An 18,009-nucleotide genomic window follows, 5' to 3' on the forward strand; every position below is an offset into this window, starting at 1 on the left:
GTTTCAGTTCCCCGCGATAGTGACGGCAGCGCCGTCCGAAAGCCCGGACAGCTTCGCACCAACGATCACATCGCCGTCAGCAAGGCCCGCGCGCGCCTCGACCAGCATCGTTGCCGGCCACTCATTGCCGATTTTGATGGGGCGTTCCTGCACCTGCCCATCGACGACCGCCAGCACGTAGCTGGTGTCCTCCCGGGTCTGGACGGCTGCGGCGGGCACGGCAATCACGTCCTCATCCTGGCGCACCACGATATTGCCAGTGACAAACATGCCGCCTCTCAACAGGCCATCGGCGTTGTCGAGCGTGAGATAAACCTTGATCGAGCGCGTACCGGCTTCTGCAACCGGATTGACCCGATCAACCTTGCCGGTAAATTCCTCGGTCGGCGCCCCCTGAACCGTCAGCCGCACCGACTGTCCGGCCCGGATACGCGCCGAATCCCTGAGTGGAACCAGCACTTCCACCCTCACCGTGGACAGATCGACAATGCTCAGCATTGTCGTTCCCGGGCTGACGATCTGGCCCGGCTCGATGCTGCGGGTGGAGATGATACCCGAAAACGGCGCCGTCACCCGGGCGCGCTGCAGATTGGCCTCGGCCAGTGCCACCTGGCTCTGCCCGGTCGCGATCTCCGCCGCCAGTTGATCGACCTCGGCCTGCGCTGAGTCAAGCGTTGCTTGTGCGGCGCGCCCCTTGTCGAACAACAGTGTGGTGCGCTTCAGTGTTGTCTCGGCGGCGCGCAGTTGAACCCTGCTCGATCTTATCGCGCTGCGCTGCTGCTCCAGTTGCAGCCGCAGGTCGGTCGTACCGACCTCGACCAGCAACTGACCAGCCTCGACATGGTCGCCCGGACGCACCGCCACTGTTTCGGCCAACCCATCGACTTGTGCGGCGATTGCGGCTTCCCGAGCCGGATGTATAGTGCCCGTCACCTTCACAAGATCCTCGATACGCTGCGGCTGCACCGCTACAATTTCCGATGGGTGCAGCTGCATGATCCGAGGCATTGCCTGCGCGGCTGTCGTTGCGGCAACCGGGGTTGATGGCCATTGATTGGCCAGCATCACGGTAACACAACCCGCCGCAAGGATGGGGGCGAATCGCCAGAACCATCTTCTCCTGAGGCGGGCAAAAGTTTGGATGCCGGTATTGGCAAGTTGATCGGACGCGTTCATGGTGCCTCACGTGGTTGCGGGGCCGGGCATTGGCCGTCAACCCACGCAATGACTGATGTAGATTGCGCCAGGGTTGCGCCGCGCAATGCAGACGCAATGTCTGTCGCTAATATGCCTGAAAACCGGATAGGAATGGTATATGCGCATTTTGCTGGTCGAAGACGAAATGAATATGGCCGCGGCCCTGACCGCCACATTAAGCCGCCACAACATCGTGGTGGATCATGTTCGCACGCTCGAGTTTGCCGAGGAGGCCTGCCGCAGCGGCCTGCATGATGCCGTAATCCTCGATCGCAAGTTACCGGACGGTGATGGATTGTCGCTGATCCCCGTGCTGCGGCGCGAGCAAGCTGGCTTGCCTATCATTGTGCTCTCGGCCCTCGGCACGCTCGACCATCGCGTCGCCGGATTGGATCACGGCGCCGACGACTATCTGGCCAAGCCGTTTTCCACCGACGAACTGGTGGCGCGCTTGCGTGCGGTGATGCGTCGCCCCGCCCGGATCGAGGAAAGCACCATCAGTATCGGCCTGCTGAGGTTCAACCTCACGGCCCGGTACGCCGAACTGGCGGGTAAGCCGCTGGATCTGACACGGCGTGAATTGCTGGCATTGGAGCTTCTGGTACGACGTTCAGGCAGAACCGTGCCCCGCAGCGCATTGGAAGAGGCGGTATATGGCTATGACGACGAGATCGCGTCCAACTCGCTCGACGCCCACATCTCGCGGCTGCGGCGCAAGCTAAGCGGAGCGGGGGTGGAAATCCACGGTATTCGCGGCCTTGGATATCTGCTGCGAGCGGCACAGTGAAACCGTGGAACGATCCGTCCCTGCGCGTCAGGCTGACCTGGCGCATGGTTGCGACGCAGGCATTGGTGTTGATTGCTTTTACCAGCGTTGTCGCAATTCCGATCATCGCTCTGATCCGGGAGGAACAGAGGTTCGATGACGGGATTATCGAGCACATCGCCGAATCGATCCAGCGCAATGCTGAGGGTGGGCTGGATCTTGCCCTTGACGAGCACTTCAACCAGAGGGCGGCCGAGTATCCCCTCCTCTGGTTCTATGTCACCGACATAGAAGGTAATTCGGTGCGGATGGGTAACATCCCCGAAGATATTGAAGACCTCCTGGACGACCTTCCCCGCATCAACTTCGCCAATATTGCCGATATCGACCAGTCCGAGGCACCAACAGCCCTCGTGCGACGCGAGGAAAGCGAGACCGGCACACTGTGGATCATTACCGCGGGTGGCCCCGAGATTGGCTTCAAGACGTTCCTTACAGTCTTTGGAGATCCATTGTTTCTAGGTTTGCTGTCGATTCTGACGCTGGGTTCGTTTCTGATCATTCCAATGCTGGTGACGCGCCAGTTGCGAGGCGTGGCCCATGTGGCGACCGAGGCCGACAAGATAGACGTGGACCAGCGCGGCATTCGCCTGTCCACGAAGCATGTGCCCGAGGAACTCCACTCCCTGGTGGCAGCGGTTAACGCCGCTTTGCAGCGTCTGGATGATGGCATGGAACGGAGACAACGCTTTCTTGCCGATGCAGCGCATGAATTGCGTACCCCCATCGCCATTTTACAAACGCGGATCGAACTCGTGCAGGACGACGGCCAGCGTAACCAACTGATGCTGGATGTGGCGCGACTTGCCAATCTTGCCAACCAGTTGCTCGACCTGCAACGGCTCGACGCGGATCTGACGGTTCTGCAGCCGGTCAATCTTGTCGAACTTGCCGCTCAGGTCACTTCCGACATGGCTCCTCTGGCGATCGCTGCAGGGGACAAGATTTCCTTCCAGGCCGATGCGGAAAGCGTAACCGTCGCCGCCGATCCCACGTCGCTTTCTCGGGCTCTTGTCAACCTTATCCAGAACGCAGTCGCCCATGGAGGTGGAAAAAGCTCAATTCGGGTCGGCGTGGGACGCGACGGGACGCTACGTGTTGCCGACAGCGGACCTGGAATTGCAGCAGAACATCGTCAGGCGATCTTCGAGCCTTTCAATCGCGTAGTGCCACTCGATCAAGGGGCGGGACTCGGCCTCAACCTCGTCCGCGAAATTGTCACGCGCCACAACGGTCGGATCACGGTGGGTGAAGCCCCGGGCGGCGGTGCTCTGTTCGAGATATCCCTTCCCGTTTCCCACCCAACGCTATGAAGAAAGCCGCCGTAAATCTGGACAACTGCCTGCCTGCTGGCAGTTAACGACCCGGTTTCGCGTCAAGACCATGTCGGTCGTGCGCCCGAAGAATTCGCCATCCACGACACCTACAAGATGTGACGCTCCCGCATACGCAGCAGAGATCGCACACGCTCGGCATCACGACTGGATACCGGATTGTAGATCACAAGACCAAGTTCGGGACGTCCGTCAACGGCGAGGGCCGAGAATTCAAGTTCCAACAGACCGACATCAGGATGATTAAATCGCTTCGTCCCCTCTTGATGCGCGGCGATCTCGTTGTCGCGCCATAGCCTGTCGAATTCTGCGCTGGTCCGAGAAAGTTCGTCCACCAGTTGCGTAATCTCGTCGGTGGCGCCGGCGCGTGCCACATCGGCGCGAAAAGAGCCTACAACATAGCGGGCAACGCTCTCCCAATCATCTTGCATGGCCAGAACCTGCGGGCTGCTGAACATAAGCCGAAGGATATTCCGTTGTTCAGGGGGAAGTTGGCCGTAATCTGTCAGCACAGCCGCAGCAGCAGGGTTCCAGGCAATTACATCCCAAGTTGCTGTTTTTATGATTGCAGGACTGCTTTCAAGTGCATCAAGCACGCGCTGCAATCTCGGCGTCACTCCTTCAACTGGTCTGTAGCGTACCTCTGGCGGGCGGCCAAGCCCAAGCATGAAGAGATGCTCCCGTTCTGGCTCGGTCAGCATCATGCTTTTCGATATCCGGTCGAGGACATCGGCCGATGGCGCCCCGCCGCGCCCCTGCTCCAGCCATGTATACCAGGTTACGCTGATATTCGCGCGCTGCGCCACTTCTTCTCGGCGCAATCCCGGTGTTCGACGACGACCGCCGATGAACCCGAACGTGGCGGGGTCAAGTCGCGTGCGACGATCTCGCAGATAATTCCCCAGCGCATTGGTGGTGTGAGGTGCCATGGATAGCCTGTTTATATTTATACCATGATAAGATCACTACTTTAATAGGAAACAAAATAGCTCCACCTCACTGACAGAACAAACAGAAAGGTGTTCACATGCGTGTTTTTCTGACCGGTGCGACGGGCTTTATTGGCTCGAGGATCGTATCTGAACTTATTACTGCCGGACATGAGGTTCTTGGTTTGACCCGTTCGGATCACGGCGCAGAGGCGCTGACCCGCGCGGGTGCAGACGTGCATCGTGGCGATCTGGAGGATCCCGAAACTCTGGCCAAGGGGGCAACACAAGCCGATGCGGTGATTCACACCGCCTTCGACCACGACTTCAACAATTTTCTCGCGAACTGTGAAAAAGACTACCGCGTGATCGAAGCCATGGGTGATGCGCTTTCCGGATCGGGCAAGCCATTCCTGATCACGTCAGGTGTCGGAATGGGAAACGGGTCTCCCGGACAACTGGCGACCGAGCAGCGTTTCGACCGCGACAATCCGAATCCACGCCGTCTGTCCGAGTTGGCAGCGGAAGCTGTGGCGGCAAAAAATGTCAGCGTGGCGGTTGTCCGCCTGCCTCAGGTGCATAATGTCGAAAAGCAAGGGCTTCTGTCACCGATGATCGACATCGCCCGCGCCCGTGGTTACGCGGCCTATGTCGGTGAAGGCAATGAGCGCTGGTCCGCTGTCCATGTCAGTGACGCCGCGCGATTGTTCCGGCTCGCACTCGAGAAACATGAGCCCGGAGCGCGTTACCATGCAGTCGCCGAGGAAGGCGTCCTCATGCGTGATGCCGCCAAGGCCGTGGGACTAAGACTGGGCATTCTCGTGCGGTCATTGTCTCCGGAAGAGGTGCCGGAATATTATGGGCCGCTTGCCGATTTCGCGACACTCGATCTGCCGGCGTCAAGCGAATGGACGCGTGAGAAGCTGGGTTGGGCACCGACGGGTCCAGGCCTTCTCTCCGACCTTCAGCATTTGGGTTAGCACCGGGTAGCAGCCCACTGACGAATGGCGACGCAACGGCCGGGCCTGTGGCGTCGCCGATCATTCTGAGGAGTTTTTAGTGGATCGTTTGCCGCCCCCAACCGGGTGGGTTTCCTTCTGGTCTGGCTTTCCGCAATCAACTGGCGAAACGGACATGAAATGAAGTGCGGCTCAGTGTGACGACGATAATGCCCTAAGCGCCGCAGTCGTCCCTTTGGCGTGCAGTTCCAGTTCATCCGCTGACAACGTGTTTTTGATCACCACCATCCGCCAGTAGATCGACGAAGGTAGAAAATCGAGTGCGACCGAGCGATCAAGCGTCTGTGGCAATTCTCCGCGCGCAATCGACCGTTCGATGATCTTACTGGCCTCCTCACGTCGTGCCTGCGCAACACGCTCGCTGATTGCCTTCATCTCACTCAAGCGGGCAGCTTCCGCATGAATATCGGGAAGTATCCGGCGCACTAAAGGATGTCTCAAGACGGTCCGCAGACGAAGGTGAAACGCCCTGACATCGGCATCCAGCGAACCCTTGTCTTCAAAGGCGGCCATCTTGAGCGCCAGCGTATTGATCGCCTCGTCAGCGAATTGCAGCTTACCTGACCAGCGCCGATAGATGGCGGCTTTCCCGGCGCCAGCCCGCGCCGCCACGCGTTCGAGGCTGAGCGCGGCAAACCCTTGTTCGGCCCATTCATGAAAAAAGGCACGATAAAGCGCCTTGGTCAATTCGACCTGCTGCACCGCCGCTCCGGATGGTAGTCTTGTTTTTCGGTCGGAACTCTTGCGTTCCATCGCTCGGCACCCCATGTGGTTGAAACGGTACCGTTCCAACCATAGGAGAAACTGTTATGACCGACAAGTATGAAACACTGTTCGAACTCATTCGTGCGGCCTTGGGCGACAAGATCCCGGAGGCTTCGGACTTCCTTGATCTCTTCACTGAAGATGCGGTTCTGGATTATCCCTTTGCACCCGAAGCCACACCAAAGCAGCTGGTCGGAAAGGCCAATATTGCGGCACACGCCATCCGCCTGGGGCCGCTGCTTGAATTCGGCGATTTTACGTTGGAGGCCGTCTATTCGTTGACTGACACCGTCATTTTCGAAGCAACCTGTCAGGGCCGCGGATCCGAAACGGGCCTTCCTTATGACCAGAAATATATCTGCGTGCTGCATCTGCGTGATGGCAAGATTGCGCGCTATCAGGATTATTGGAATCCGTTGGTGTTGATCTCGGCCCTTGGTGGCCAGAAGGCGATGGCTAAAGCCTATGCTCACTAAGAAAAGGACCAGATAGGATCAGCCCGACGTAAGTCTTAATCCTCAGGTCAAAGCCGTTCCCGGTCCCTATCGGGTCGAAAACGGTCTTGGTTCGCTTTCGCGACTTTCGGCAATCTGGAAGAGATACGCGAATATCCGAATCCGGGTTCTGTAACCGCCCGCCGGTTGTGACGGGTCACCCTTTACCCGCAGGTGATCGCCGGCACAACGGTCGTCGCGACGCTCACCTGGGGGCGCCCTTCCCTATGCGTACAATCAGCGTAAAGGAGCGCGTGAGATGACGGAAACCTGCCAAGGGGTCCACCACTCCGTCAAAGCATGTTTCGATGAACAGTGGGAAGCACCCCCTCAGATTTCAATGACGATCTTGCCAAAATGCGATCCGGATTCCTCGTACCGAAACGCCTCCGCCAACTTCTCAAGCCTGAAGCTGCGATCGATAACCGGCTTTATGTCATGCGTGGCCAGAAACTCGACCAGATCGGTCTGATCCTGCCAGCTTCCGTTGAGACAACCTTGAAGTCGGATTGCTTGGCGAATACCGGAATCATCGGAATTTCGGCTTCCATTCCGCCATGAAGGCCGATCATCGCGACATGCCCCCCGATCTTCACGGCCTCAATCGATTGCGGCAACGTGGACGGCCCGCCGACGTCGATGACATGGTCCGCGCCAAGCTCGCGCAAGGCTAAAGGACGGACGGCGCGTATCAGGCATCGAGCGGAGTTCGAAGCGCGCTGACAAGCCAGCCATTGCTCCTGAGCGCTCTTGCAACCGCTCCGCCCTGTTGCCCCGTAGCCCCCAATACGAGCACTGTCTTCTCAGGCTACGCTGACCAGCTTTTCAGAATGCGGAGCCAGGCAATCGCTGATCCTGTCGCGCAACCATGCAGCTCCTGGATCAGCATCAAGCCGCACTGACCATAGAAGCGAGATCGGTGGCAGTTTCAATTCCAGCGGCGGTGCCGCCATGCTGAGGCCAAAGCGATCGGCATGAAGACGGGCAATGCCTGACGGCAGCGTTGCCATAACCGGTGCATTGGCGACGATCGACAATACGCTCAGGAATTGCGCGCTTGCCGCGACGACGTTCAGCCTCTCGCCGATTTCGGTCAGGGCGGCATCAAGACAGCCGCGAAGATTGTCATCAAGCGTCATGGCGACGTGAGGAGCGGCGAGGTAGCTCTCGCGCGTGAGCGGCGAGCTCAATTCAAGCAGGTCGGGTTGCCAGAGACAGACCAATTCCTGTTCGTAGAGCCTGCGCAGACGGAAGCGATTGCCATGCGGTGTGAAGCAGCCGATCGCGACATCGAGCGTGCCTTCGTCAAGCGAGCGTTCGACCTCTTGCGCGGCCACCAGATGGCCGACAATACGAATGCCCGGCGCCTGCGTTCGTAGAAGCGCCATGAGTTCCGGCATCAGAACCAGTTCCACGTCGCTGGAAAAACCAAGTCGGAAAGTGCGCTCCTCGCAGGAGGGGTCAAACTTCTCGGACAGGCGCATCGCTCCCTGCAAGGCTGCCAGACCTTCCGCGACTCGTTCATGGAGAAGCAGCGCACGACGTGTCGGCGTCATGGTATTGCCGACCCGGACCAACAGTTTGTCCTGCAACAACATGCGCAGAGTCGAGAGCGAATGGCTCATTGCCGGTTGTCCGACCCGCATCCGTTCGGCCGCTTTCGTGACCGAACGTTCCCGCATCAGCGCATCGAACGCGACCAGCAGGTTAAGGTCGAACAGACGAAGATCAAAACTGTCAATGGGCTCCATGTCTCACATCGATTTGTTTAATGACCTGACGAAAGCTACTTCCCCCCTTGAGCCACGACAAGAGGATAACCCATGCGACGCTTTCGGATCGGCAACGCGATCATCACCAAGATTTCCGAACTCGACCTCGACGGCGTGGAACCGTCGTTTCTGTATCCCGGCGCAGACCCGGCCTCGGTGCTGTCAGTCGCCAGTTCACTGTCTGCCGGCTCTTACGATCGCACAACGCGAACGCTACGGCAGAGCATCCATACCTGGCTGGTTCAGATCGAAGGGCGCACCATCCTGATCGATACGGCCACGGGCAATGACAAGGAGCGCCCGACCATACCGCCGCTTGATCGTCTCAACGAGCCATACCTTGATCGCCTGGCGGAGGCAGGCGTCCTTCCCGACGCCGTGGATGCGGTCCTGATGACCCATATTCATGCCGACCATGTGGGTTGGAACACGCGGTTGCATGACGGTCTGTGGGTGCCGGTTTTTCCGAACGCTCAACACTATTTCTCGGGGATAGAGGCTGACTACGGGGCGGCGATCGATGCCGGAAACGAAATGGCAGCATCGGCGTTGAGAGACGCGGCAGACTTGGGGCCGATGACTCATCCGCCGACAGCCGGAGTTTACAAGGACAGCGTGGCTCCGATCGCAGCCGCAGGCCTCGCCAACCGCATCGTGGCGGATCGAAGCGAGGTAATTCCCGGCTTCAGCTATCATGCGCTGCCGGGGCACAGCATCGACCACGCCGCCATTCTTCTTGAGTCCGGTGGCGAGCAGGCCTTGTTCTGGGGTGACGTGTTTCACCATCCGGTCCAGGTGACGCATCCGGAATGGAACTCCGTGTTCTGCGAGTTCCCGGCCGCTGCGGTCAGGTCGCGCCGGCAGGCGCTAGAGCTTGCCGCGCATAGCGGCGCCACGGTCTTCACCACACATTTCGCAGAAAGCTCCGCCGGTCATGTGCGCCGGGAAAGTGACGGGAGCTACAGATGGAATTTCACTAAAGGAGAGCGTCTATGACTACGCAGCCACAAACGAGCCGCCCTGCAGGAGTTGCGGTTGAGGATCAGTTGATAAATGGCGATAACGACGCTTTCAAATTGTTCCTGCGTAACAAGCGGCCCATCGACCGGCCCGCGATTGGATCTCTGCTCCTGGTGCATGGCGCAACCTTCCCATCGGTGAGCCTGTTCGACGTTGATGTGGACGGGATATCCTTCATGGACGTACTGGCACGGGCCGGCATTGACGCGTGGGCGCTTGACCTGCGCGGCTATGGTGGCTCGACCCGGCCCGACGCGATGGGTGCCGCTCCTGCAGCAGATACGCCTTTGGTACGCGCGACCGAGGCTGCCAGCGATGTTGCCCGTGCGCTGTCACATATCCGGTCCGTCCGCTCGCCTGACCATCTCGGATTGCTCGGCATGTCATGGGGCGGTTCGATTGCCGGCATTCATGCCAGCCGGCACAATGATCTCGATGCCCTGATCCTCGTGGCCCCGTTATGGATGTCGGCCACGCCGCTACGTTTCGACGCCGGAGCGCAAATCATGACGCACCGCGTCGTCGACGTGAACGCCTATCGGGCGGCATGGTTGGGATCGGCACCCGAGGACCAGCGCGGCAGCCTGTTGCCGGCAGGGTGGTTCGAACGTTGGGCCGAAGTGACGGAGGCGACCGACACCAGCGCACCGAGCGGCCATATTCGCGCACCGAGCGGCGCGGTGGCCGATGTGCGCGAGCACTGGACAGCGGGCAAACCGCTTTATGACCCTGCGGCGATTACAGCACCAACGCTCGTCATTCGCGGCGCATGGGACGTAGATGTTCGTCGGGACATGGCACTCGATCTATTCGATCGGCTCGAGGGCGCGCATGACCACGCCTATCTGGAAATATCGGGCGGCACGCACATGATACTGACAGAACCGGCACGCATGACGGCATTCGCACAGATCATCGCCTACCTGAGGACAGCCTTTGCCGCTAAAGCCGGGCGAAGCTAATTGATCCGACAGCAAGGTGATGCGGTGAGCCGATAGCCCGGCAATAGTTGCCCGGCTGCCCGGACGGGATGACAGCGCAATGCGTCATATTTCTTCTTCAGGATGAGCCGGGATTCTCCGGTTCATCGCTCACGGCATCGGCGAACTTGCGCATCAGCCGCACGAGTTCGCTGACGTCATGGGCATCCCAAGTCGCGAATATGGCGCGGGCGTTCCTCTCGCGCGCGGCGTCGATCTTGTCGGTCATCGCCTTGCCCCTCGACGTGACCACAGCCTCGTTCACGCGGCGATCGGCGGCGCTCTGCTTGCGTTCCGCCAGGCCGAGGCTTTCCAGCTTGGCTACCTGACGACTGACTGTCGTGTAATCGCGACCGGTCCGGTCGGCGAGTTCCACTATGCCGATCGGGCCGAGCCGCTCGATCCCGACCAGCAAGGGAAACAAGGCCCGGTCGAGTGCGATTCCGGCATCCTTCACCATTTGCTCGTCGCGCTGCGGCCGGTTCATAAGGCTTACGATATCGATCAGCGATCTGTGGAGTTCACGGATTTGCTGGCTCTCGATATGTGTAGTTTGCACATTTTTTCTTGACGGCATGTCGCCCTCCTTTTATGTGCAGATTACACATATGGAGACGAGCATGACAAACGATTTTGCGGCAGATGTGCTCATCTGCGGCGCGGGAGCGGCTGGCCTGACATTGGCGATCGAGCTTGCGCGGCGCGGGGTATCTTTCCGGTTGATCGAGAAGATGGAACAGCCTTTCCCCGGCTCGCGGGGCAAGGGTATCCAGCCCAGGACACAGGAGATTTTCGAGGACCTCGGCATTCTCGACAGGATCGTTGCCGCTGGCGGGCTCTATCCGCCTTTGCATGAGTATCGTGACGACGGCAGCTCTTCCGAAAGGCATGCTGTCGAGCGGTTCGATCCGACACCGGCGGAACCGTACCGCATCCCGTTGATGCTGCCGCAGTTCCTCACCGAGCGGATCATGCGGGAGCGGTTGTCCGAACTCGGCCATCGGGTTGAGTCCGGGCGCGAATTGACCGGCTTCGAGCAAGGCGAGGACGGCGTTACGGCACATCTGGCCGGACCTGGTGGCGAGCAGACCATTCGCACCCGCTATCTGATGGGAACGGATGGCGGACGCAGCTTCGTGCGGGGAGCGCTCGGCATCGGTTTTCCGGGCAAGACCTTGGGCATGCGCGCAATGGTGGCAGATGTCGTGCTAAGCGGACTGGACCGCGATGGATGGCATCAATTCAACGGCGGCGACATGGAGCGAATGGTCGCTATCTGCCCGCTTGCCGGAACCGATCTCTTTCAGATTCAGGCGCCCATTCCGCTTGAAGGTGAATTCGATCTCTCGGCAGACGGTCTTGCGAGAATGATCAGCGAGCGGACAGGCCGGGGCGACATTCAGGTGCATTCGGTGTCCTGGGCCTCGGCCTACGCGATGAATGCCCGGCTTGCTGACTGCTATCGGGTCGACCGGGTATTCCTTGTCGGCGATGCCGCCCATATCCATCCGCCGACAGGCGGGCAGGGCCTGAATACCAGCGTGCAAGACGCCTATAATCTGGGCTGGAAGCTTGCAGCCGTGATCGGCGGCGCGAGCGAGGAACTTCTCGACAGCTACGAGTTGGAGCGCCGCCCCGTGGCCGAGACCATGCTCGGGCTCTCGACCCGGTTGCTCGACGCCGGGAAACGGGGCGAGATGCACCGAGGGCGGGAGGTGCAGCAGCTCGATATCGGGTATCCCGCCTCGCCGCTTTGCCTGCAACCGTTCGAGCGCAACAGAGGCTTACGGCCTGGCGACCGGGCTCCGGATGCTCCGTTCAAGGGGGCGGCGGGCCAGACGTCGCGGCTGTTCCAATTGTTCCGGGGGCCGCATTGGACGCTGCTTATCCATGACGCCCGCCGAAATCCCGTCATCCCCCGTGCGGGGCTGCACATTCATCATATCGGTCCGCATGGCGAGATCATCGATGCCTGGCATCTTATCGGCGACACTTATGGGCTGAAGCCGGGCGATTGTGTGCTTGTTCGCCCGGACGGATATGTCGCCGCCATCCTGACCCCCGATGCCGAGGAGACCGGAAAGATCGATGCCTATCTGGGCCGCATGGGCCTTGTTCAGCTTGGCGAATCGACATGATCGCGGAGACCTCCTCAAAGGATGAGGCTGGCGCGTTGGACAGGATCGACTGATGGTTGATGCTGCCGTTGTTCGTCATCGTCGCCCTCAATGCGCCCGGCAGCCGTCAAGCAAAGCAGTATCCTTGCGCCCGGCCGCATGTTTTCCCCTCAGCGGACGCAAGGAGCTCGCGCTGCCATCCGCGTCAATGTCGCTCACGCCACCGATCCACATTTCCTGTCCTTTCTGAAAGGCGTCGCCTAGATGCGGTTGTCTAATCGCGTGTTCTCAATCAAGCTCATTTGACAATATTCGAATATACCGCCGATCTTCGTTCGACCGGATGACGCATCGAAATGCAGAGCATGATGCGAAACGCCATTTCGTGTTGTGTAGCTGATTGACGTTTACCGGGTGCACGGTTTGTCTGCGCGGTCGATACCTGATCGCCGCAGGATGCGGTTTTCGCCTGGTCCAGTTCGTCCTGCGATAATGGGCGGGAGGTGATTGGCTCATGCAGTCCGTGCAACCGCATGGATTCCCGAAATGAATCCTCATACATCAGAGTTCCGCAACAACGCCTTTTCGAGACTGCCTCAATCATTTCTCAGGGGACAAGCACAGTTAGATCCATCAGGCGATTGCGCCATCGAACTCCTCTGCAGCCATGGCCGTTTGCGCTTCGCGCGCATACCGTGCTGGCGACACGCCTACGTCACGCGTGAAAGCCACGCCGAAGGCACTTGCAGAGCGGTATCCGACCTGTCGGGCAATCTCGCCTACATTAGCTTCCCGCTTGCGCAAAAGGTCCCTGGCCAAAGCCAGCCGCCAAGCTTTCAGATACTCCATCGGTGCCATGCCTACCGCGCTCTGGAACCGTTCATGAAAACCCGACCGAGACATTGCTGCCTCTCGAGCCAGTTCGGCCACCGTCCACCCGCGCTCGGGTCTTGCATGCATGCCTCTTATCGCCACTGCCAGCCGATCGTCCGACAGGCCGTACAGTAAGCCCGGCGATCCACCCAACTCGGCTGTCGAGCGAAGCGCCTCGATCAGCAACACTTCCAGCAAATGCTGCAACACCACCTCTCGCCCCGGCTTGCTCCCCATTGCCTCGTCGCCCAGCAATTGCATCAGCATCGCGAGGCGACGCTCACCCCGCACCACAACCAGTTCAGGCAGCAGCGACGACAGCAAGGTTGCATCATCGGAATGAAAAATGCAGTAGCCGACCAGCGCCCGCATATCGATCGGCCCATCAATGCGACCGACCCGATAATCACCGCCAGGCAGAATGACCGCATCGATCACCAGGTCATCGTCTGAACTGGGCACGTCACTCCACATCATGAAGTCTTGCGCCGAAGGTATCAGGAGGAAATCGCCTGCATTGATAACAACCTCACCGCCCTTGCGGTCGCTGTAACGCAGGCTACCCTTGAGCACGGCGACATAATAGGGATTGGGTGACTGCGTGCGCCGCACGCGCCATGGTCCCGATCCCGTTACACATTTGGAGAACGGAGCGCCCGGCTGCAGTAAGCCAACGATCTGGGTGAGAGGATCAGACATTCTGGACTATTTCGATATTTTTCTGGATTTTTACCTATAGAACATCCAGCCGCCTATGAACACCTCCTGTTCATTCAAACAAGAACAGGATCATGCTATGATTAAAAAATCACGCATTGCACTCGTGACCGGCGCAAATCAGGGTATTGGGCTTCAGATCGCGACCGACCTTGCAGCCAGCGGCCTCACGGTGTTGCTCGCCTCGCGTAACCTCGACCGCGGCAAATCGGCAGCTCAGTCCCTTAACGGCGATATTCATGCCATCCAGCTCGACGTGACGGACATAGCTTCGATCGACGCGGCCACCACACAAGTAGAACAGCAGTTCGGCCGCCTCGACATTCTCATCAACAATGCCGCCATTTCCCGGGCCAATGGGCCGGAAAGCGAAACCATGCAGGATTATATCCAGCGCTCACGGGCAACGCTTATCCCGGTGGACGAGGTTCGGACCATTTGGGAAACCAATGTCTTCGGAGTCCTCGCCGTCACCCAAGCCTTCGTGCCCCTACTGCGCAAGTCGAAAGGAGCAAGCATCGTCAATGTCTCGAGCAGCCTCGGCTCGCTCACCATTAACTCCACGCCAAATCCCTACCGGGCAACCTTCAACCCCGGCTACGGCGCCTCGAAGACCGCGCTCAACGCCATCACCTTGGCTTTTGCAATCGATCTTGAAGCCGAAGGTATCAAAGTCAACGCGGTGACCCCCGGTTTCACCAGCACCGCGCTCACCAATTACGAAGGCACCGAAACCGTCCAGCAGGGTGCCGCTGAAGCGGTCCGGGTTGCTCTCCTCGGCAGTGACGGTCCAACAGGTACCTTTACGGGTTCGGTAAACGAGGGCTTTCCCTGGTAATCAAACCAACGTCCGCTGGCGTCAGCATGCCAGCGGGCCGTCCCAAAATGTCTAGCGTCGCTGGACGATGTTAACGTGCTCCCCTAGCTCAGGACTTCGGGAACGGGGCCGGTCCAGTCAACAAATTGATAAAAGGATAATTCGCCCTTCAAACCAGCGCGCCGACAAACAGCATGCCCGATAACAACACAGCAGGAAAAGCGATGCGATCCGTCGCGATCGGGTGCAAGAACGCTCACACCCCTCTTGCCATGGCGTCAAAGCAACGCTGACACCAACAGAAGCGATCAGATGGTTTGGCCTCCCGACGCTTCGATCCGCTGCGCCGTGACCCAGCGATTGTCCGGCCCTAGCAGGCTTGCGATCATCGGACCAATGTCGTCAGGAATGCCAACGCGCCCGAGAGCCGTCATGTTAGCGAAAGCGTCGTTGTAATCCGGCGTATCCCGCACCGCACCGCCAAGGAAGTCGGTCTCGATCGCGCCCGGCGCGACGCAGTTTGCTGTGATGCCGCGTTGGCCGAGTTCCTTGGCGAGATAGATGGTCAGTATCTCGATCGCACCTTTCGCCGCTGAATATGCTGAGAACCCCGGGAAAGATACGCGAGTCAGACCGGAGGAATAGGTAATAATGCGGCCACCATCTGCAATCATTTCCAGAAGTGCCTGTGTCAGGAAAAATACTCCCTTGACGTGCACGTTAAACAACCCGTCAAACTGCTCCTCGGTGGTCTCGGCGAAGGGGGTCATCTCACCATGGCCCGCATTGTTGATCAGGTGGTCGAAGGTATCGCGCCCCCACGTATCCTGAAGAGCCGTGCGCAGCGTTTTGGCGAAAGTCAGAAAGCTCTTGCTTTTGGACACGTCGAGTTTGAGGGCAATGGCCTTGCGGCCCATCTTTTTGATTTCTGCAACGACATCTTGCGCCTGTGCAGCGTTGCTGCGGTAAGCGATGGCGACGTCGCCACCGCGTGTCGGCATAGGCTTGCCTTCCTATTCCAAAGGCCGAGCCTAATCGATGCGTGCCAATTATCGGGTTCGTCACGCAGGTAACGACCACGTGCAAGCGATATCCAGCCTCACGCAAGGCTTTGGTTTTAATCATACCGTCGAGAAAATCTTACGCTGTTGGCATTTGGTCAGACCCAGAGCGGCCTTAACGTGCCCAGCTCAGGGCCGGGCCTTCGAGGGAGGCCGCCACTTTTTCTCTGAACTTCGATTGGGGCAGGTTTTGTCTAGTCCGGCCTCCAGAAAAGCCTGCCGAGGTGGATTACAGGCCGGGCCGGCCTCTGCGAAAGAGCGCGCGCAAAAGTTGATTCACCGCTTCCAGCATTGCCCAGTATGACAATCCGCCTTGGCATCATGATGCGCTCCTAAAGTTTGAGCGGCACCACATGGACCAACACGAATGGGCACGCAACCGCCAGTGCCAACGACCGCTTCGCCCCGATCGCGAACCTACCCGTTCAGAATTTAGCTAACTAGAATACCGACATTGCTACTTTCAGGAATGCTCCCACCGCTTAACTACAGCCTGAACTTCCCACAACGATGCGACCGTCGCATCCGGGCGCCACGCGTAGTCCGATGGCCAGCTTGCGCCGTTGGGAAACCATATGGTTTTCATACCTGCTGCGCGGGCTCCAGCCATGTCGGCCTGTGGAGAATCGCCGACGAAGATGCAGTCCGAGGTCCTAACGTCCAGCCTGTTCGCGGCACGCTCGAAGATCTCTGCTTCTGGTTTTCTGCAAGCTTCTTCCTCGGAAATCAAATATGCATCGACCATGCGATCGAGATTGAGAGCGAGCAGACTCCGGAGCTGGATATGGGTCTGCCCGTTGCTGACGATGCCGATTTTTCGCCCGTTTTGCCGCAGCCAGGAAAGAAGAGGACGCATTCCATCAAAGGGAACCGCATGCCGCCATGCATTCGCTTCGTAGTCGTCAAAGAGGGCTTGGCGCAGTTCGTCGCGATGTCCTCCCATCTCTTCTATCAGAGTTCCATAGACCTCGATCTTGGGCATGCTACCGCGTGCATCCAGTTCCATGAACCGGTTGCAAAGGTCAGTCACGCTTGGAAAACGGCCGATACCGCTGCCTGCGAATTGCTGTCTGACGAAGCTCCGGACAGATGCCGATCGGTCGAACAGTGTTTCATCAAGATCAAACAACACGGCGGATATCACGGCGACCTCCTTCTGCCAGGAACCTTCGTGTAACCCCGGATCATGACGTTAAGCTGAAGGTCAGCAACGGGCCGACGGGGCATCATCATGGCTGCACGTCTGCGGCCTGTGAACCACCAGAACGTCCTGGATGATGTGGAATAAGCGATATTCGGGGTTCACTGATAATGGCACTGCGCGATCCTCAGGAATAGCACGCCTGCGGTAGCGAAAAATTCTGCGTTTCCCGCTCCGCCGATTCCGACTATATTGCGCCTATATTTATACAGTACCGGAAAATTTCGTCGATGTTCTTGCAGCAAGTTCAGATTGACCGAGATATGGTCAAGGTCAGCGGGCCGGATAATCTGGTTGAAGCCCTCCCCGACGCTCCGCCGCCATTGCTGAATTTGCTCTACGGTCCAGATGCCCCTGCGGGTGTCTATATGTTGGTCGATGCCAGCCTGCGCCGGGAGATCAGCGGGCTGTTCGATCTGGACAGTATCGAGCTTCCCACGCTTTGCCTGTTCGAGGGAAAGGCTGCCGTGGCCTCGGCGGATTTCGCGCCATGGCTGGTCGATATGTCGATCCCGGATTCGGAAACGGCGGCCGGTCTATTATTTCACCGGAAATTCTTCGCACAACACTGGCCCGCTGGCACCAGCCTGCTGATCCAGACGGATGCGCCATTCGAGGCCGTGCAGAAACACCTGCGCCGCTTCACCAGGCTGCCCGTCCAGGATGATGGCGGATTGCGGTTCTTCCGGTTCTGGGACCCCCGGGTCCTGTATCCCTTCCTGACGGCCGTTGCCGGGGACGCGCCCCGGATGCGGCGCATGATGATGACTGATAGAGGGGAGCCGCTGCATTATATCTTCCGTCATAATGGCGTGGATATCCGGTTTTCCCCGGATACCGGGGGATTGACCGGGACCCCGATCACGCCCATGCATCTGCGCTTTGCC

Annotated in this window: 21 protein-coding genes; 9 read left to right on the top strand and 12 right to left on the bottom strand. The window is 59.0% G+C overall.

Going from position 1 to position 18,009, the window contains the following annotated elements; genetic code table 11:
• Positions 1 to 3 precede the first annotated feature (3 nt).
• Complete coding sequence (locus Q0601_RS22090) at positions 4 to 1,065, bottom strand: efflux RND transporter periplasmic adaptor subunit (protein ID WP_305292128.1); 1,062 nt, start codon at positions 1,063 to 1,065, stop codon at positions 4 to 6.
• Between the two features lie 250 nt (positions 1,066 to 1,315).
• Between Q0601_RS22090 and Q0601_RS22095 the strand changes: the two genes are divergently transcribed.
• On the top strand, positions 1,316 to 1,984 hold the full coding sequence (locus Q0601_RS22095; protein WP_305292130.1) for a response regulator transcription factor: 669 nt from the start codon (positions 1,316 to 1,318) through the stop codon (positions 1,982 to 1,984).
• Positions 1,981 to 3,336, top strand: coding sequence for a sensor histidine kinase (locus Q0601_RS22100; RefSeq protein ID WP_305292131.1), 1,356 nt, complete (start codon positions 1,981 to 1,983; stop codon positions 3,334 to 3,336). The genes Q0601_RS22095 and Q0601_RS22100 overlap by 4 nt, the downstream gene beginning before the upstream one ends.
• A 110-nt stretch (positions 3,337 to 3,446) precedes the next feature.
• Here the strand turns inward: Q0601_RS22100 and Q0601_RS22105 are convergent, their stop codons facing one another.
• Positions 3,447 to 4,286: a helix-turn-helix transcriptional regulator gene (locus Q0601_RS22105; RefSeq protein ID WP_305292132.1), complete on the bottom strand. Its 840-nt coding sequence runs from the start codon at positions 4,284 to 4,286 to the stop codon at positions 3,447 to 3,449.
• A gap of 98 nt (positions 4,287 to 4,384) precedes the next feature.
• Here Q0601_RS22105 and Q0601_RS22110 point away from each other — a divergent pair, with 98 nt between their 5' ends.
• Complete coding sequence (locus tag Q0601_RS22110; RefSeq protein ID WP_305292133.1) at positions 4,385 to 5,266, top strand: SDR family oxidoreductase; 882 nt, start codon at positions 4,385 to 4,387, stop codon at positions 5,264 to 5,266.
• Positions 5,267 to 5,437: 171 nt separating this feature from the next.
• Here Q0601_RS22110 and Q0601_RS22115 read toward each other — a convergent pair whose 3' ends face one another.
• Positions 5,438 to 5,992 carry a TetR-like C-terminal domain-containing protein gene (locus tag Q0601_RS22115; RefSeq protein ID WP_305292134.1) on the bottom strand — a complete coding sequence of 185 codons (555 nt, stop codon included), beginning with the start codon at positions 5,990 to 5,992 and terminating at the stop codon, positions 5,438 to 5,440.
• A gap of 122 nt (positions 5,993 to 6,114) precedes the next feature.
• Between Q0601_RS22115 and Q0601_RS22120 the strand changes: the two genes are divergently transcribed.
• On the top strand, positions 6,115 to 6,546 hold the full coding sequence (locus Q0601_RS22120; protein WP_305292135.1) for a nuclear transport factor 2 family protein: 432 nt from the start codon (positions 6,115 to 6,117) through the stop codon (positions 6,544 to 6,546).
• 348 nt (positions 6,547 to 6,894) lie between these two features.
• Here Q0601_RS22120 and Q0601_RS24785 read toward each other — a convergent pair whose 3' ends face one another.
• The 4 genes from Q0601_RS24785 to Q0601_RS22125 are packed head-to-tail and all read right to left on the bottom strand — an operon-like array spanning position 6,895 to position 8,315.
• A complete protein-coding gene (locus tag Q0601_RS24785; protein ID WP_370656170.1) occupies positions 6,895 to 7,086 on the bottom strand; it encodes a zinc-binding dehydrogenase in 192 nt (63 codons plus the stop codon).
• On the bottom strand, positions 6,996 to 7,232 hold the full coding sequence (locus tag Q0601_RS24790; protein ID WP_370656168.1) for a zinc-binding dehydrogenase: 237 nt from the start codon (positions 7,230 to 7,232) through the stop codon (positions 6,996 to 6,998). Before Q0601_RS24790 ends, Q0601_RS24785 begins: the two co-directional genes overlap by 91 nt.
• 23 nt (positions 7,233 to 7,255) lie before the next feature.
• The gene (locus tag Q0601_RS24795) at positions 7,256 to 7,360 is read right to left on the bottom strand and encodes an NmrA family NAD(P)-binding protein (RefSeq protein WP_370656169.1); all 105 of its coding nucleotides are present in this window, start codon (positions 7,358 to 7,360) and stop codon (positions 7,256 to 7,258) included.
• Positions 7,361 to 7,367: 7 nt separating this feature from the next.
• A complete protein-coding gene (locus Q0601_RS22125) occupies positions 7,368 to 8,315 on the bottom strand; it encodes a LysR family transcriptional regulator (protein ID WP_305292136.1) in 948 nt (315 codons plus the stop codon).
• Between the two features lie 72 nt (positions 8,316 to 8,387).
• On the opposite strand from Q0601_RS22125, the gene Q0601_RS22130 reads away from it, so the two are divergent.
• Both Q0601_RS22130 and Q0601_RS22135 read left to right on the top strand, forming a co-directional pair.
• Positions 8,388 to 9,332 carry an MBL fold metallo-hydrolase gene (locus Q0601_RS22130; protein ID WP_305292137.1) on the top strand — a complete coding sequence of 315 codons (945 nt, stop codon included), beginning with the start codon at positions 8,388 to 8,390 and terminating at the stop codon, positions 9,330 to 9,332.
• Entirely contained in the window at positions 9,329 to 10,318 is a 990-nt protein-coding gene (locus Q0601_RS22135; RefSeq protein ID WP_305292138.1) for an alpha/beta hydrolase, read from the top strand. Before Q0601_RS22130 ends, Q0601_RS22135 begins: the two co-directional genes overlap by 4 nt.
• Positions 10,319 to 10,415: 97 nt before the next feature.
• On the opposite strand, the gene Q0601_RS22140 is transcribed toward Q0601_RS22135, so the two are convergent.
• Entirely contained in the window at positions 10,416 to 10,913 is a 498-nt protein-coding gene (locus Q0601_RS22140; RefSeq protein ID WP_305292140.1) for a MarR family winged helix-turn-helix transcriptional regulator, read from the bottom strand.
• A 43-nt stretch (positions 10,914 to 10,956) separates the two neighbouring features.
• Here Q0601_RS22140 and Q0601_RS22145 point away from each other — a divergent pair, with 43 nt between their 5' ends.
• Positions 10,957 to 12,474 carry an FAD-dependent oxidoreductase gene (locus Q0601_RS22145; RefSeq protein WP_305292141.1) on the top strand — a complete coding sequence of 506 codons (1,518 nt, stop codon included), beginning with the start codon at positions 10,957 to 10,959 and terminating at the stop codon, positions 12,472 to 12,474.
• Between the two features lie 277 nt (positions 12,475 to 12,751).
• On the opposite strand, the gene Q0601_RS22150 is transcribed toward Q0601_RS22145, so the two are convergent.
• The gene (locus Q0601_RS22150) at positions 12,752 to 13,015 is read right to left on the bottom strand and encodes a hypothetical protein (protein ID WP_305292143.1); all 264 of its coding nucleotides are present in this window, start codon (positions 13,013 to 13,015) and stop codon (positions 12,752 to 12,754) included.
• Positions 13,016 to 13,086: 71 nt separating this feature from the next.
• Positions 13,087 to 14,025 carry an AraC family transcriptional regulator gene (locus Q0601_RS22155; RefSeq protein ID WP_305292145.1) on the bottom strand — a complete coding sequence of 313 codons (939 nt, stop codon included), beginning with the start codon at positions 14,023 to 14,025 and terminating at the stop codon, positions 13,087 to 13,089.
• Between the two features lie 97 nt (positions 14,026 to 14,122).
• Between Q0601_RS22155 and Q0601_RS22160 the strand changes: the two genes are divergently transcribed.
• Positions 14,123 to 14,881, top strand: coding sequence for an SDR family NAD(P)-dependent oxidoreductase (locus Q0601_RS22160; RefSeq protein WP_305292147.1), 759 nt, complete (start codon positions 14,123 to 14,125; stop codon positions 14,879 to 14,881).
• 287 nt (positions 14,882 to 15,168) lie between these two features.
• Here the strand turns inward: Q0601_RS22160 and Q0601_RS22165 are convergent, their stop codons facing one another.
• Both Q0601_RS22165 and Q0601_RS22170 read right to left on the bottom strand, forming a co-directional pair.
• On the bottom strand, positions 15,169 to 15,861 hold the full coding sequence (locus tag Q0601_RS22165; protein ID WP_305292150.1) for an SDR family oxidoreductase: 693 nt from the start codon (positions 15,859 to 15,861) through the stop codon (positions 15,169 to 15,171).
• Between the two features lie 523 nt (positions 15,862 to 16,384).
• Positions 16,385 to 17,065: an HAD family hydrolase gene (locus tag Q0601_RS22170; protein WP_305292152.1), complete on the bottom strand. Its 681-nt coding sequence runs from the start codon at positions 17,063 to 17,065 to the stop codon at positions 16,385 to 16,387.
• A gap of 287 nt (positions 17,066 to 17,352) precedes the next feature.
• Here Q0601_RS22170 and Q0601_RS22175 point away from each other — a divergent pair.
• On the top strand, positions 17,353 to 18,009 hold a 657-nt coding region (locus tag Q0601_RS22175; protein ID WP_305292154.1), incomplete at its 3' end, for a DUF4123 domain-containing protein.

It is taken from the genome of Paracoccus wurundjeri (assembly GCF_030678915.1).
GTDB lineage: Bacteria > Pseudomonadota > Alphaproteobacteria > Rhodobacterales > Rhodobacteraceae > Paracoccus > Paracoccus onubensis_A.

Coding starts and splice junctions, on each gene's coding strand:
- Q0601_RS22090 (WP_305292128.1), bottom strand. CDS start 1,065: ATGCTGGCCAATCAATGGCCATCAACCCCGGTTGCCGCAACGACAGCC.
- Q0601_RS22095 (WP_305292130.1), top strand. CDS start 1,316: ATGCGCATTTTGCTGGTCGAAGACGAAATGAATATGGCCGCGGCCCTG.
- Q0601_RS22105 (WP_305292132.1), bottom strand. CDS start 4,286: ATGGCACCTCACACCACCAATGCGCTGGGGAATTATCTGCGAGATCGT.
- Q0601_RS22110 (WP_305292133.1), top strand. CDS start 4,385: ATGCGTGTTTTTCTGACCGGTGCGACGGGCTTTATTGGCTCGAGGATC.
- Q0601_RS22120 (WP_305292135.1), top strand. CDS start 6,115: ATGACCGACAAGTATGAAACACTGTTCGAACTCATTCGTGCGGCCTTG.
- Q0601_RS22125 (WP_305292136.1), bottom strand. CDS start 8,315: ATGGAGCCCATTGACAGTTTTGATCTTCGTCTGTTCGACCTTAACCTG.
- Q0601_RS22130 (WP_305292137.1), top strand. CDS start 8,388: ATGCGACGCTTTCGGATCGGCAACGCGATCATCACCAAGATTTCCGAA.
- Q0601_RS22135 (WP_305292138.1), top strand. CDS start 9,329: ATGACTACGCAGCCACAAACGAGCCGCCCTGCAGGAGTTGCGGTTGAG.
- Q0601_RS22140 (WP_305292140.1), bottom strand. CDS start 10,913: ATGCCGTCAAGAAAAAATGTGCAAACTACACATATCGAGAGCCAGCAA.
- Q0601_RS22145 (WP_305292141.1), top strand. CDS start 10,957: ATGACAAACGATTTTGCGGCAGATGTGCTCATCTGCGGCGCGGGAGCG.
- Q0601_RS22150 (WP_305292143.1), bottom strand. CDS start 13,015: ATGTATGAGGATTCATTTCGGGAATCCATGCGGTTGCACGGACTGCAT.
- Q0601_RS22155 (WP_305292145.1), bottom strand. CDS start 14,025: ATGTCTGATCCTCTCACCCAGATCGTTGGCTTACTGCAGCCGGGCGCT.
- Q0601_RS22160 (WP_305292147.1), top strand. CDS start 14,123: ATGATTAAAAAATCACGCATTGCACTCGTGACCGGCGCAAATCAGGGT.
- Q0601_RS22165 (WP_305292150.1), bottom strand. CDS start 15,861: ATGCCGACACGCGGTGGCGACGTCGCCATCGCTTACCGCAGCAACGCT.